This is a genomic window from Paenibacillus sinopodophylli (assembly GCF_005930355.1).
Lineage (GTDB): Bacteria > Bacillota > Bacilli > Paenibacillales > Paenibacillaceae > Pristimantibacillus > Pristimantibacillus sinopodophylli.
This window is the reverse complement of record NZ_VDBO01000012.1, coordinates 133832-147992: the sequence shown is the minus strand read 5'-3', so window position 1 is coordinate 147992 and position 14161 is coordinate 133832. Positions and strand designations below refer to the sequence as shown.

General features: G+C 39.9%; 11 protein-coding genes and 4 pseudogenes. 10 read left to right on the top strand and 5 right to left on the bottom strand.

The genetic code is table 11. The features are described 5' to 3' along the window. From FGT79_RS31365 to FGT79_RS25585, 3 genes and pseudogenes are all read left to right on the top strand, one after another. Positions 1-584: pseudogene (locus tag FGT79_RS31365) on the top strand (adhesin); the annotation flags it as partial. Further along, positions 584-1060, top strand: a complete 477-nt coding sequence (locus FGT79_RS25590) for a hypothetical protein (protein ID WP_138755674.1) — start codon at positions 584-586, stop codon at positions 1058-1060. The pseudogene FGT79_RS31365 and the gene FGT79_RS25590, both read left to right, overlap by 1 nt. Positions 1061-1614: 554 nt before the next feature. Next, the gene (locus FGT79_RS25585; protein WP_138755673.1) at positions 1615-2460 is read left to right on the top strand and encodes a replication initiation factor family protein; all 846 of its coding nucleotides are present in this window, start codon (positions 1615-1617) and stop codon (positions 2458-2460) included. Between the two features lie 8 nt (positions 2461-2468). Here FGT79_RS25585 and FGT79_RS25580 read toward each other — a convergent pair whose 3' ends face one another. Beyond that, positions 2469-2672 (bottom strand): helix-turn-helix domain-containing protein, encoded by a 204-nt coding sequence (locus FGT79_RS25580; RefSeq protein WP_138755672.1) that lies wholly within the window; start codon positions 2670-2672, stop codon positions 2469-2471. Positions 2673-2834: 162 nt separating this feature from the next. On the opposite strand from FGT79_RS25580, the pseudogene FGT79_RS25575 reads away from it, so the two are divergent. The 5 genes and pseudogenes from FGT79_RS25575 (at position 2835) to cdiI (ending at position 7026) form a co-directional block, all read left to right on the top strand. Further along, positions 2835-3609, top strand: a pseudogene (locus tag FGT79_RS25575) (recombinase family protein). Positions 3610-3735: 126 nt separating this feature from the next. Beyond that, on the top strand, positions 3736-4281 hold the full coding sequence (locus FGT79_RS25570; protein WP_138755671.1) for an IS110 family transposase: 546 nt from the start codon (positions 3736-3738) through the stop codon (positions 4279-4281). A gap of 70 nt (positions 4282-4351) precedes the next feature. Then, positions 4352-4837: a hypothetical protein gene (locus tag FGT79_RS25565; RefSeq protein ID WP_138755670.1), complete on the top strand. Its 486-nt coding sequence runs from the start codon at positions 4352-4354 to the stop codon at positions 4835-4837. Between the two features lie 637 nt (positions 4838-5474). Then, positions 5475-6641 (top strand): CdiA family toxin C-terminal domain-containing protein, encoded by a 1167-nt coding sequence (locus tag FGT79_RS25560; protein WP_246096622.1) that lies wholly within the window; start codon positions 5475-5477, stop codon positions 6639-6641. A 19-nt stretch (positions 6642-6660) separates the two neighbouring features. After that, the gene (cdiI, locus tag FGT79_RS25555; protein WP_138755669.1) at positions 6661-7026 is read left to right on the top strand and encodes a ribonuclease toxin immunity protein CdiI; all 366 of its coding nucleotides are present in this window, start codon (positions 6661-6663) and stop codon (positions 7024-7026) included. 145 nt (positions 7027-7171) lie between these two features. Here cdiI and FGT79_RS25550 read toward each other — a convergent pair. From FGT79_RS25550 to FGT79_RS32080, 3 genes and pseudogenes are all read right to left on the bottom strand, one after another. Continuing rightward, positions 7172-8391 (bottom strand): annotated as a pseudogene (locus tag FGT79_RS25550) (IS256 family transposase). A gap of 182 nt (positions 8392-8573) precedes the next feature. Further along, complete coding sequence (locus FGT79_RS25545; protein ID WP_246096621.1) at positions 8574-9617, bottom strand: IS110 family RNA-guided transposase; 1044 nt, start codon at positions 9615-9617, stop codon at positions 8574-8576. A gap of 15 nt (positions 9618-9632) precedes the next feature. Further along, entirely contained in the window at positions 9633-9770 is a 138-nt protein-coding gene (locus FGT79_RS32080; RefSeq protein WP_246096620.1) for a hypothetical protein, read from the bottom strand. Between the two features lie 852 nt (positions 9771-10622). Between FGT79_RS32080 and FGT79_RS32075 the strand changes: the two genes are divergently transcribed. Both FGT79_RS32075 and FGT79_RS25535 read left to right on the top strand, forming a co-directional pair. After that, positions 10623-11690, top strand: a complete 1068-nt coding sequence (locus FGT79_RS32075) for a deaminase domain-containing protein (protein WP_246096619.1) — start codon at positions 10623-10625, stop codon at positions 11688-11690. A gap of 23 nt (positions 11691-11713) precedes the next feature. Beyond that, on the top strand, positions 11714-12157 hold the full coding sequence (locus FGT79_RS25535) for an SMI1/KNR4 family protein (protein WP_138755668.1): 444 nt from the start codon (positions 11714-11716) through the stop codon (positions 12155-12157). A gap of 186 nt (positions 12158-12343) precedes the next feature. Here the strand turns inward: FGT79_RS25535 and FGT79_RS32665 are convergent. Further along, positions 12344-13696: pseudogene (locus FGT79_RS32665) on the bottom strand (transposase). Between the last annotated feature and the right edge of the window lie 465 nt (positions 13697-14161).

Genomic DNA, 14161 nt, shown 5'->3' with positions numbered 1-14161 from the left:
TTGATGACATAAAACCCCATGTAGACGAGCACTTAAAGCCTAATCAGGATAAGCCGTTGGATACTGAGGGGACGGGTAATTTCAATGATCCAGTAATAACGAAAACAAATAAAGGGTTAGAAGTTGAATTTAAAAATCCAGATGGAAATATTATTAAGTGGATTGAACAAAACCCTAAGAACATTTCAAGTGCAATTGAAAGCGCTAAAAATAGTTCCAACGCAGGGAAGGCTATTGAAGGGAAAGTTGGAGATTTTGTTCAACAAAAAACAAATGTAACAGGGTTTGGGCAAGAGGTGTTAGATGCTACAGGGAAAAAAGCAACTGATTTAGATGTAGTAACAAGTAAACAAATTATTGAAGTCAAGAAATCAGCATCAGCAATTAAAACAGATCAAATTGATAGGCTCATTGATCCAAATCATCCTCAATTTTTTAATTATGAGGGTAAGGAAGTTATTGTTTATATTGAAGAAGCAATCACAACTACAAATCCTCAAACATTAGCGAAGGTTAACTATCTTAAAGAAAAAGGTATAACAATAGTTAATTCGTTAGAGGAATTAGGAAAGGTGTTAAAATAATGGGTATTTCTGCGTTCGTTTTATTTGAAACTGGAAGTAACATTCCGTTAACCAATCTTTTGCAATATACAGAAGATTTTTGCACTGAGTTAAACTTATTTTATGGAATCAATTTTAAGAAGGAAGATGGTGATAACCAATTAAAACATGTCAGAGCAAATATAAGTGATCTGCCATTTGTTGAAAGCTCGTCAAGGCAATTATGTATTGATTTCTATGATGAGCCTTTTAAATTTCAAAACATTTCCTTTGATTGGTTAGGAAAAGACACAGAATTTTTTGAAGCAATAATAGTAGATGATTTTTGTGACAATGAAGACTTATTATTTAATATCCTATTTAAATTTCTAAAAACCTATCCAGATTCGAAAATATGGTTGGAAGAGGATTGGTTTTATACGTTAAACGACTTCGAAAAGATAGCGAATAAACCTTATGATGGAAATTGGTGTTACAAAAATCCAAAAGAACTATAATGCTGACTTAGTAATGTTGAATAGAGTTCTTCCTTAGTGAATGCAGTGGGGGCTACCCAGTGCCGAATGAAACCATCATTCAACAAATAGCACATCTAACCCATGTAATACCCCCGTATAAAGAAATTCTGATTTCGTTTGTACGTACATTAATACTAAATATGTAACCTAAATAACGCTAAGGCGATACGCTAAACAGGTCGATTATGGTCAGATACTACCATGATTGACCTGTTTTTTGTTATCTTCGTTTTCTTACGGTTTTCTCAAATTCATTCGCAACTGTAGATTACTATGCAACGATAGGGATGGTGAGTAGGACATGAATCGCAACTTTCAAGATGGATAGTGCGACAACTATAGTAAGGGTGGCTAAACAAAGAATAGCACTTTCTCCGCAACATAACTGACCATTGCAACGATGATTACTGTGTCAATAACAATCTGGTAACGTGCCAGTCAATATATACAGGTAAGGTAACGGTTTAAGGCTAGCCACCTTGCCCTCTAATATAGTCCGAAATTCGTTAAAAAATTTCGGTTGGGGGCTGAACATGCAAGGAATCAGAGTTTCGATTGACCGTATTGTTATTGATTTTACCAATGTCTATTGGAGTTTCTTCAATCCCTTTAGGCAACGGTTAAGTCATTACTTGAATGCTTCGTTTTACGTCCTTGATAAAGGATTTAGGTATCACATCCAAGTCAACGATAAAGAACATTATTTGCATATTTCTTATCAACTTGTGTATGCCAAGAGGTCTAGAAAACATACGCTTCGAATCGAATGTCATCCTGATAGTTTGATTCATTTCAAGTCATGGCTCATGCAAATGAAGAGAGTTTGTCAAGATATTCTCTTTGTTCGCTGTGATGTAGCATTTGACATTCCTTTGCCCTTGTCTGAATTGTTTACTTTATCACTGACGGGGCGGAACATGCACAATGAGAAAGGAACTCGTTACTCAAATGAAAGACATCAGCGTCAGGTAGCAGGATACTGTCGAATTTATGATAAGAAGTTGGAACTAAAGGAAAAGCATGGGGAGATAATCAACGGGGAGTTGACGAGGTTCGAAATCGTGTATGCTCCGAAAGAGAAGATACCGCTTCATCTTTTAGTTCAATATCCGCCCTTGTTTAACAGGTATTACCTGTGTGCTCATCTGACTTCATCGGAACAGTTGAAATCGAAACTTCAACCAAGAGTAAAGGGACTGATGAACGGGGAATTGGAACAGAGTCAAGTCACAGGGTATTACCGTAGGCAAATCGAGGATGAAATGAGGAAACGCTCAATTCTCGATTTTGATAATGTAGCGGCAGAGCAATGGGAGAATGTTATAACACTACCATGTGCAATACTGGGCGGCGTAGTGAGCAAAGTTCCAATAGCTTGATAGCATTATTAATCCTCCATGACAATTAATTCATGAAGTTGTATATCGAGCGTCTTGCAGATGACTTCGAAAGTACTTAGATGTACCCTATCAACTTCATTTGAACATAAATGACTTATTGTATTTGGTCTTAATCCCGTAATTCGGGCAAGTTCACGTTGAGACATTTTCCTCTCAGCAAGGATTTCCTTGAGTTTCACGACAACAGGCATAATTTATCCTTCTTTCCCATTCGGACAATCTTCTCTTTATTATAAGGGGAATATTACGGTAATAAAAGTGATTGATTGTATCGCCTAGTCGATATATAATTAAAATGTATCTACTAGGCGTTACATTAATCTGAATTTCTGTAACGGTGGGGAGGAAACAGCATGAATGTCATCGGCTACGTTCGAGTTTCAACACAAGGTCAAGCCAAGGATGGCTACAGTTTAGCGTACCAACAAGATGAAATTCGCTCCTACTGTCAGGAACAAGGATGGAATCTGATGAACATATACAGCGATGAAGGTATTAGTGGGGCAAGAGTCAATGAGGAAGCCCTTGAGGTGGACAGAATCGGCTTTCAGAGCATGTTAGCCGCCCTGTCTACAAGGCATTGATGCCGTTGTTGTCCTCAATACAAGCCGTTTATGGCGGTCTGACATCGTGAAAGTGTTGGTGCATCGAGAGTTCAAGAAGCATGGAGTGGACGTTCGGAGCATTGAACAACCAACCTACAGCATTCACAAGAAAGACCTGAATGACTTCTTGATTAACGGCTTAATGGAACTGCTTGACCAGTACCAACGGCTTGAAATTGCCCTCAAGTTAGGTCGGGGGCGTTACAAGAAAGCTGAACAGGGCGGCTATGCAGGTGGAAGGGCAACCTTCGGCTACAAGGCTAAGAAGGGTCAGAAGTGTATCCAAGTAGACGAGAAGCAAGCCCAAACCGTCCGCAGAGTATTTGAAATAAAGGAACAACATCCAATATGGACGTTGACCCAAATCGCAGAATCATTGAACGAAGAAGGTTTTACGACACAGCAAGGCAGTTTGTTTACAAAAGTGCAAGTCAAACGAATCTTAGACAGACGTGATTTTTATAGCGGCATATACCGCTATGGAGATATAACAGCGGAGGGCTTACATCAAGCCATCCTTTGACGGACATTGAATGGAGATGCTTGCGTCCCACTGCGAACCGAAAGGTTAACGCTCGAACTGGGGTTGCACCCATTCTTTACCTACCGTCAAGCTAACTTACAAATCCGTAAACAGGGGTGAATCCTTTTGTCGCACTACAAGCAAATGCATATCTATGTTGGAATGGATTTACATAAGGCTCAACATACCGCTGTTATCATCAACTGTTGGAATGAGCGGTTAGGCGAAATCCAAATCGAGAATAAACCGTCTGCCTTCGATGACCTGATGAAGTTCGTCAAGAAGCATACGCCAAAAGGCTTGACCCCTGTATATGGCTTAGAAGATACGGCCGGCAACGGCAGGTCAATTGCCGTTCACCTTGTCGAGAACAAACAAATCGTCAAGGAAGTCAATTCGGCTCTTTCCTACAATGAACGTATGAGCAATGCTACAACACAAAAGAGCGATAGTTGGGATGCGTTCTGCATTGCCAAGGTACTGCTCTCAAGGCTCGATGAGTTGCCCGATGCGAATCCGCAGGACATTTACTGGACAATGGGGCAAGTGGTAGCAAGACGGAACTCTATCGTCAAACACACCGCAATGCTAAAGAACCAACTACATCAGCAGTTAAGCTATCATTATCCATCTTACAAATTGATACCTCAAATCCTCAAACAACTAAAATGATTCAAGAACTTAATAGTAAGGGTGTAACAGTTGTAAATTCGCTAGAAGAGTTAGGGGGAGTATTGAAGTAATGGGAATGTCATCCTTTTTGTTGTTTAAACGTGGAGAAAGTACTTCGGCAAATGATTTATTGAGGGATCTTAAAAAAATATGTATAGAGGAGAATCTTTTCTTTGATAGTGACGAAGAAACTTACGATAGTGAAGGAACACTAAAGTACACTCGAGTATATATAAGTGATATACCATTTAGGGAGAATTATTCAAGAACTCTTTGCTTTAGTGTGTATGACGAACCGCATGATTTTCAAATAGTTAGTTTTAAATGGGATGATACGAATATTGAGTATTTTAAAGCGGTAGTATCTGACGATTTTGATGATAATGAAGATCTATTATTACGATTTTCCCATGCTATACTTAAGATCCATCCGACTGCAAAAATATGGGTTGAGGAAGAATGGTTTTATGCTCTAGAGGAACTGGATAATATTACTGAAATGCCATACAAGAGTGAATGGTGCTATAAAGATCCAAGAGAGTTAACTCGAGATTAGTTGTGGTACCTGATGATTAACCAAAATGCGATCAGAGGTTATTCTCAAGGCTCTTTTTTTGGTGGGGCTACCCAGTGCCGAATGAACCTATCGTTCAACCAATAACCCAAGTAATACCTGCATAAAGATTTCTCCATATCGTTTGTACGCATAAAAATGCATTAATTTTATAACCTAATAACGCTGTTGCGTTGTAATGAATGGGTCGATTATGGTCAGTTACTACCATGAGTGACCTGTTCTTTGTTATGTTCGCTTTAGTGTAGTTTTTAGAAATCATCGCAACTGTAGAATATCCTACAGCGATAGGTAATATATCGCATCTTCTAGGATGGATAGTCAGACAATTAATAGTAGCAGTGGTTGAAATACAACATTTTTTATTTTGTCTGTAACAGAACGGCATGGTATGGCGATTGTTACTGTGAAGAAATAACTCTGGTGACGACCAATCAACATAGAACAGGCTGGGAAGAGTCTGTGAAATGGATTATGTAAGTTCCAAAACCTATAAAAATGCAGGAGCAAAAAAAGAACAAGGGCCTAACTTACGTTTGTTTTAAGCAAGGTATTAGAAAGGGTGGAGTCGAACAAGGATAAATTCCAGCCGACGAATAGCAGAACGATGCGGGCAAGTATGCTTGGTCATAACCAATCTCAAGCGCTGCTAGATGGATACTTTCCTTTCAATCCATTTCATAAAGGCATTGATTTTGCTGCATACCAACGCTCGGATCAGGATTATTATGGGCGAATAAATGGTTGCCCAGCGCCATCCGCTATTGAGCTATATCAATGGCAAATGGCAAAGAAAATTAATGATGCAAAGTGGAAAGTCATAGCAGGAATAGGAAGCTTCGTTCAAGGTGGAATAGATGCAATTACAGGTACAGTAGACGGCGTGATGGATATCGCTAAGAATATAAGGGAAGGGAATATAGAAGAGCTGCCATCGTTTCTTACGAATAATCCAGAAAAGGCGCGGAAAGAGGCGCAGGCATTAATCGATGAATTCAACGAAAGCGTGATTAACGGGGATACAGATTCGCGATTGAATTATGCGGGAGGTATAATAATCCCCTCGCTTTTATCTGCGGGAATAGGTAAAGGCCTGCAGTTAGTACTGAAACGGGCACCGAAGGTCCCTAAGCCGCCTAAGAGTGAGCCTATACCTTCCAAAGTTGATGACATAACCTCCAATGTAGACGAGCACTTAAAGCCTAATCAGGATAAGCCGTTGGATAATGCGGGGACGGGTAAAGATGCTGAGAGCCCTCGAACAGGGGAAGAATGGGACGAGTACTTCCGTTCAAAATATAGTGATGATAATGTTACATGGGTGACTAAGAATAATTTCGAGTATGTAGGCGGTTTTGACGATCATCTAATAAATGCACAAAGTATTGTAAGGAAAGGGAATAAGGGCATTGTCGGGGGTCACAATTTAGATAGTTTCGAAAAGATTTTAACAGATCAAGGTTGGAATCTTGATGACCTTATTGTTTCCAAAACGCCACATTCCACAATTTCTGGAGTCTATCAAATTCACTATAGACTTCCAGCACTTGATAGGGAATTGAATGTAATACCTGATCAGTATAAAAATATCTCACATCCTAAAACTGTATATGATCCAAGTGTAATCTCGAATGATCAAATAATACAATGGGGGAAAGAAGCGATGGCGAATGGAAAAATTGTGGGTAGGGAAATTCGAGGAACAGCATCAAATGGTTTGAAATTCACGGGATACCTTGATGAAAATGGAAAAGTGACTAACTTCTTTCCGACCATATCAGAATAATTTCTAGGAGGATGATTTGATGAGTGTAAAATTAACAGAGAAAGAATTATTGGAAATGTATTATCGGCACCTTGAGGGGAAATATTTTTTAGAAGCACTTAAAAACTATTGCAATGGAAATGGGTTTGGTGGTAGTGAGAGTGTTTGGTGTGTTTTTGCTGGTGAGTTAGATGAGTGGGAAGAAGGTTATTTCGGAGATACGGGAGTTTGTTATTTTTTTGACTACCCTGCGGTAGAAGAAGATCAGACAATTGTATTGGATTACCCAACATTCTATCAGTATCTAAATGAAGCAAGTTTGGACTATTTATCATGGAATCCAATTGTTAAGGATGAGGTTGAAGCTCGATTAATGGAAATCAAACAAAGGTTCAACATTGCATAAGTTGGCGAAAACATTTCTAACCCATATTATGACTTAGATAGATATAAATAATCAAAACTTGTTTACAATTCTAATAACAAGAGCGGTGTCTGTCAAATCTTTTGTGTAAACTCTTTTAATAGGCTTCTCCCCTCGGGGAGAACATTCATCTGAGATGCTGGCCAATGCGATCCGGAAAGAAAACGGAAAGCTGAAGAAGCATTTGCCCCAGTTCTGTACGCGGCCAGTCCATTTACGTGTAACATCCATCGTGGCCAGATAAAGCATTTTCAGTAAGGATTCGTCTGTCGGAAAGATGCTTTTGCCTTTCGTCACCTTGCGCAGCTGACGATGGTAACTCTCAATAATGTTAGTCGTATAAATGATTTTACGGATCTCTGCAGGGTACTTAAAGAAGGTAGCAAGCTCGTCCCAGTTATTACGCCAGGAGCGCAAGATAAGCGGGTATTTGGTGCCCCAAGTTTCTTCGAAGCGATCCAATTCTAGAAGGGCCATCTCCTCGTTAACGGCTTTGTAGATAGGCTTGAGGTCAGCCGTGACTTTCTTTAAATCTTTGTAGGAGACAAAACGGGTTGAATGACGGATCTGATGAATGATGCATTTCTGAATTTCCGTCTGCGGATAACAAGCTGAAATCGCTTGTGTGAAGCCCTTTAGGTTGTCTACGCATGTAATGAGAATGTCTTGTACACCGCGGTTTTTCAGATCATTCAGGACGCTGAGCCAGAACTTAGCAGACTCATGCTCACCAATCCACATGCCCAGTACATCTTTGCAGCCATCCAAGTCGATACCAATGACCATATAGGCGGCTTTGTTCACAATAGCGCCGTCCTGCTTCACTTTAAAGTGTATAGCATCTAGGAAAACGACCGCATATACCGCCTGTAACGGCCGGCTCTGCCACTCTTTAATAAGTGGAATGATTTTGTTTGTGACGTTGGAAATAAAGGTCGGTGAGACCTCAATGCCATACAGGTTTTGCAGATGGTCTTGGATATCTCGCGTGCTTACACCCTTTGCATAGAGGGCGATGATCTGGTCTTCGATACCCGTCACATTGGACTGATGCTTTTTCACGACAAGCGGTTCAAATTCACCTTCACGATCACGAGGAATGACGATTTCTTGCTCGCCATACTCACTAGTGATGCTCTTCTTGCTCTTACCATTACGGCTATTGGTGATCTGCTTGGCCTGCACGTCATGCTTCTGGTAGCCTAGATGCGCATCTATTTCACCCTCTAACATCTCTTGCAGCGTCTCAGCAAACAACTCTTTTAATGCGTTTTGAGCATCCTGTGCGGAAACTAATTTATTCTCCTTGATGAATGCTCGGAGCTGCTGTTTCGTCCATAATCCCATGTGTACTACCCAACCTTTCGTATACTACCATTTTAATAGGTTTTGGAGTTTACACAAACCAGCTAATATCATGTCAATACTTTCGCACAAACTATTTTATTTTCTAAAATACAGAAAAGACAGTACGAAAGTAACCCCAGTGAAAACTGGAGTTTACTGTAAAATTATCCTTTTTAAAATGGTTAGGAAGGGCGGTAATAAACCGATTTTTTAAGCATGGCGAAAATGATATGCAATAATTTATTGGTGCAAGCAATAAGTGCAACCCGGTGAGGCTTTCCTTCAAGCCTCTTCTTGTCATAAAAATTCCGAATACTTTCGTTTCTCACTGCTCCTCGAATACCGCAAAGCACAGCCAGATAAAGCGCTCTTCTTAGACGGGAAGACCCTCGTTTTGTTATACGATTCTTAGTGGCTGCAAACTTACCTGATGAGAATACGCTAGGATCAATACCTGCAAATGCTACACGTTTTTTGGCATGAGGGAACGAGGAGATGTCCCCAATCTCTGCAAGAATGGATGACGCAAGCTTATCTCCAATACCAGGAATAGAGCGCAATAAGTCAAAACCTTGTATGCTTGTTGCTTTGATTTTGATGGCTTGCTCAAGATCAGCAAGATGGTTTTGATACTCCATGAGCAAGCTAATCATAAGAAGCAGTGCTCTGACTTGTGATGGGCTGTAATCTACGATGAGACTGTTCTTGGCAACACAAATGATCGCGTCGGCTTCATGAGATGCCCAGGACATTGACCGATTGCAGTGTGTACGAATGATCGTCTCCATTTCACTATGACTTGTGATGAGGACGTGTTCCGGTGTCGGATATTTCCTTAACACCTCAAGTGCTGTTTTGGAGAATAACTGACCAAATATGTTGGAGTACAGCGGAAATAGTTGATCCAATATCGATTGGAAGTTAAGCTGGGCTTGAACATTGGTATGGCTAATCATTTCGTGCTGCCTACATAAGAATCGAAGCTCGTCTTGTTCAAGGGCTCTTAATGGAGCTGCCTGGAGCTCTTCTTTGTAAAAGAGCTCTGCTAGATGTTTAGCATCTTCGGCATCGGTTTTCACTTTCCTTAGTTTGGATTTACGTGGACGTTGCGGGATAAGTGGATGGAGTGTAATGACCTCATAGCCCTTCTTTTGCAATACAGCTACAATTCCTAGATGGTAATGCCCAGTGGATTCGAGAACAACAACGGGCCTCAGACCGACCAACGTTTCAACCTCTTGTCATTTTAGTAACAAGATATTCATTTCTTCATGAGTATGCTGAAAGCGGAAGGATTTACCGTAGGGTTTGTTTCTTTCAAGTAAGATGAATCCTTCGCTTTCTCCCTTAGACACATCAATGCCAATAACAGGTCTCATAAGCTCCTCCTACAAATGAAATCGCAGGCCCTACTAACCATTGCACGTCCATAGCTTCGCGTGTTATTCGAGATCTAGGTCTCAACCAGCTTAATCATGGTTTGCACAATAGCAGGTGGACAGTTTGTGTAACGGGCTTATTGCCCAGATATTTTATCGTCCTCCCCGGCTACTGCTATTGTAAATGAAAATGAGGTCAACCAGATTAAGCTGGCTAACCTCATAATACGAATCTATTTTACAGACTCTCAGAGGTTATTCTCAAGGCTCTTTTTTTGGTGGGGCTACCCAGTGCCGAATGAACCCATCGTTCAACCAATAACCCAAGTAATACCTGCATAAAGATTTCTCCATATCGTTTGTACGCACAATAATGCATTAATTTTATAACCTAATAACGCTGTTGCGTTGCAATGAATGGGTCGATTATGGTCAGTTACCACCATGATTGACCTGTTCTTTGTTATGTTCGCTTTAGTGTAGTATTTAGAAATCATCGCAATTGTAGAATATCCTACAGCGATAGGTAATATATCGCATCTTCTAGGATGGATAGTCAGACAATTAATAGTAGCAGTGGTTGAAATACAACATTTTTTATTTTGTCTGTAACAGAATGGCTGGTATGGCGATTGTTACTGTGAAGAAATAACTCTGGTGACGACCAATCAACATAGAACAGGCAGGGAAGAGTCTGTGAAATGGATTGTACAAACTCCAAAATTTATAAAAATGTAGGAACAAAAAAGAACAAGGGCCCAACTTACGATTGTTTTAAGCAAGGTATTAGATGGGTTGGAGTCGAACAAGGATAAATTCCAGCCGACGAATAGCAGAACGATGCGGGCAAGTATGCTTGGTCATAACCAATCTCAAGCGCTGCTAGATGGATACTTTCCTTTCAATCCATTTCATAAAGGCATTGATTTTGCTGCATACCAACGCTCGGATCAGGATTATTATGGGCGAATAAATGGTTGCCCAGCGCCATCCGCTATTGAGCTATATCAATGGCAAATGGCAAAGAAAATTAATGATGCAAAGTGGAAAGTCATAGCAGGAATAGGAAGCTTCGTTCAAGGTGGAATAGATGCAATTACAGGTACAGTAGACGGCGTGATGGATATCGCTAAGAATATAAGGGAAGGGAATATAGAAGAGCTGCCATCGTTTCTTACGAATAATCCAGAAAAGGCGCGGAAAGAGGCGCAGGCGTTAATCGATGAATTCAACGAAAGCGTGATTAACGGGGATACAGATTCGCGATTGAATTATGCGGGAGGTATAATTATCCCCTCGCTTTTATCTGCGGGAATAGGTAAAGGCCTGCAGTTAGTACTGAAACGGGCACCGAAGGTCCCTAAGTCGGCTAAGCGTGAGCCTATACCTTCCAAAGTTGATGACATAACCCTCAATGTAGACGAGCACTTAAAGCCTAATCAGGATAAGCCGTTGGATACTGAGGGGACGGGTGAAGCTGGTTCTGTCAACAGAGTTTTTAGGGAAGCGACCGAAGAAGATAAGAAATTGATAGATGATGTGAGGCAGAGGTTTAACGCAGGAAAAACTAAAAATGTCGCATTAACTAAGGGGGAAATAGATGGTGAATTAATAAATCTTGAATCAATGAGTGGTTATGATCCAAATAATCCAAATCATAAGGATAACTATCCTAGACCACCTGAAAATCACTATAAATATAGTGGGTCAGATAATAAAGGAAGGTTGCAAGATACAGAGCAAAAGATGATAGAATATCTGAGAGAAAGGTTCAAAAATAATCCTGATGTTGAAGGCAGTATTGAAATTATTTCACATAACCCTATTTGTATAAGTTGTAATGATATTATTGATCAATTTCGAATTGATTTTCCGAATATCAAAGTCACGAGAGTTCAAATCTTGGATGACTTGAATTGAGTAGAATATGGAGGAGATTTAACATGGATATTTCAAATAAGGGTGATTTAAAGGAATTCTTATTAACATTAGAAAAAAAATCATACCCTATGAAGCCTTGTAGTGAAGATGAGCTAACAAAATTAAAACATTTTTCTCCAACAAAAACGCTGCCCTCGAATTATTTAGATTTTATGAGTAAGTTTGGGAATGGTGCAGAGTTTTTGACTGGTACACATTATACTATGAAGTATATATTAGAGTTAAAAGAATGGGCTGTTGAACTTTTAGAGGAAAATAGTTTCTCAAAAAAACTCACAGATAATCAGTTTGTATTTATGATGCACCAAGGATATATGTTTTGGTTTTTCAATTTGGATGAGGGTGATAATCCTTCAGTATATCTTTACGATGAAAGTCTTAATCTAACGGAGTTTAAGAAAGTCAGCGATACTCTTTCTGAATATTTAATTTCATTATACGACTAAAGAGAATTGAGTAATTATTTTCAATTAATATTTTTTAATTGCTTTTCACGAATAATCTATCCACCGCCACAATGCGAACTAGCTGCCGTGTTGTGGTTTTTTATTCGCCGCTGTATGAATCAATTTCATAATGCTTAGTTACAGAATCGCAGACTAACCGAATTTGAGCATTTTCGCTTTTGAAAATTAGGCTGCTTGTTCTTGTAATTGGCGACTTAGACGATCACATGCTAACTTTGTGCAATTGTAAATCAGCGTTACCAAGTTGAAATGTGCTTTTGCTTTTTGACCTGTTCGATGTCTCACATTGTTCAACTGAAAATATTCCTTTAGGTACGCATTAACTCTCTCGACTGCAGATCGTTTCTTAGCGATTTCTTTCCAACGTCTCGAGCCTCGTTTGACGAACACTTCGCCCCTACCTGTGTGAGAGAGCACTCTTATCGCTACGATAGCTATGATTCGAAAAATAAAACGCTCAAATACGTTCGACCGAAAGAATGTGAGAGCTATCCATTAGCGCAAGATTCCCTTTGTCAGAGGGTTTACAAGATAAAGATCACGAATGATCTGAGAAAGTATACCGCTCCGGCTCGAGACAGGTTCGGGTTCTCGCCGACGGTTATAGGCGATAACGGCATGAGCCTGTGCTTCTTGAACTTGTTTATAGATGGGCTCATAATCGTAGCCTGCATCCATAGTTGCATAGTTGAAATGGAAATTTGGGTACTGAAAAGCTAGCCCTTTTAGGAGCGGAATCGCTGCTTTTCCATCAATCAAGTTTCCAGAAGAGAGCATGGCTCCAATGATATATTGACTCTTTGTTCCAACCGCAAGATGGCCTTTATAGCCATACCAGAAGACGTTTTTTCCATCACTGTTTTTCTTAATTCCCCACTGCGGGTCAAGAGGCATTTCATCCCTTAGCAGATGGAAGGTCTCACTGAGCTGTGCAGCGATTTCTTTCTTGTAGATTGGTTTTCGCTTCTCTTCTTCTTGTTTTTGTTCGAGCCAAGCCTCGCGTTCGGCTTTTGATAGTCGGCCACGCTTTTTCAATTCAGTTTTTTTCTTTTCTTGTTTAGCAGGTGCTTGATCACGAGCTTCGATATGAGTTGCATCTATAGCAATCGTATCGTCCGTAATGAAGGATTCAGCCATGGCTTGCTTTAACAGCTGTTCTTGCATCTCTTCTAACGCATGGCTTTGACTCATCTTACGTACCAACCTGGAATAGGAAGAGGCAGATGGAATGGCTTCTGAGAGCATAAAGCCACAATTCAGGCGGAATAAGATGTCATTTTGAAGTCGCTTTATTAAATCCTTAATCGTAGGAATACGTTCAATGATTCTAACGATTAAGGAATTGACCATCGCCCTGTCATTCACTTCAACCGGAGCGCCATAAAGGGATGTTTTTCTGACCAAGCGCAAGATAGGCGTAATACCGATGGTCTCGAAAATCTCACGGAAACGATCTTTTTGTTCCATTTGATAAAGCTCTTGCAGGGTAAATAAGCTCTCATGTCGTATATATGGAATAGGGAGTTCTCCTTTGTCTCGATAAAAGCTATATTAGAGAAGATGTGAAAAATGAATTGAATAATATGATTAGTGATATTTCATCAATACCATTGAATGAAGAATTAGAAGCCGAGGATATTAAGAAAATCTTGCAGGATATTGAACAATATAAAGGACACTTTGGGCATATTTTGTAATGGGGGGCTATCCATTGCCGAATGAATCCAACATTCAACTAATAACACATCTAACCCATGTAATACCCCTATGAAGATTTCTCTATTTCGGTTGTACGCACATCAGATGCTTTTATTTTATAACCTAAAAAACGCTATTCCGATACATCAAACAGGTCGATTATGGTCAGATAACACCATGATTGACCTGTTTTTTGTGACCTTTGTTATCTGCGGTTTTTTCAAGAGATCACGACAACTACCTTGACAAACACCGCTGTTTCGCACCTACAATAGACAAATATGT

Bases quoted from the DNA above. Each gene is read 5' to 3' on its own strand.
- FGT79_RS25590 (WP_138755674.1), top strand. From the start codon at position 584: ATGGGTATTTCTGCGTTCGTTTTATTTGAAACTGGAAGTAACATTCCG.
- FGT79_RS25585 (WP_138755673.1), top strand. From the start codon at position 1,615: ATGCAAGGAATCAGAGTTTCGATTGACCGTATTGTTATTGATTTTACC.
- FGT79_RS25580 (WP_138755672.1), bottom strand. From the start codon at position 2,672: ATGCCTGTTGTCGTGAAACTCAAGGAAATCCTTGCTGAGAGGAAAATG.
- FGT79_RS25565 (WP_138755670.1), top strand. From the start codon at position 4,352: ATGGGAATGTCATCCTTTTTGTTGTTTAAACGTGGAGAAAGTACTTCG.
- FGT79_RS25560 (WP_246096622.1), top strand. From the start codon at position 5,475: ATGCTTGGTCATAACCAATCTCAAGCGCTGCTAGATGGATACTTTCCT.
- cdiI (WP_138755669.1), top strand. From the start codon at position 6,661: ATGAGTGTAAAATTAACAGAGAAAGAATTATTGGAAATGTATTATCGG.
- FGT79_RS32080 (WP_246096620.1), bottom strand. From the start codon at position 9,770: ATGAGACCTGTTATTGGCATTGATGTGTCTAAGGGAGAAAGCGAAGGA.
- FGT79_RS32075 (WP_246096619.1), top strand. From the start codon at position 10,623: ATGCTTGGTCATAACCAATCTCAAGCGCTGCTAGATGGATACTTTCCT.
- FGT79_RS25535 (WP_138755668.1), top strand. From the start codon at position 11,714: ATGGATATTTCAAATAAGGGTGATTTAAAGGAATTCTTATTAACATTA.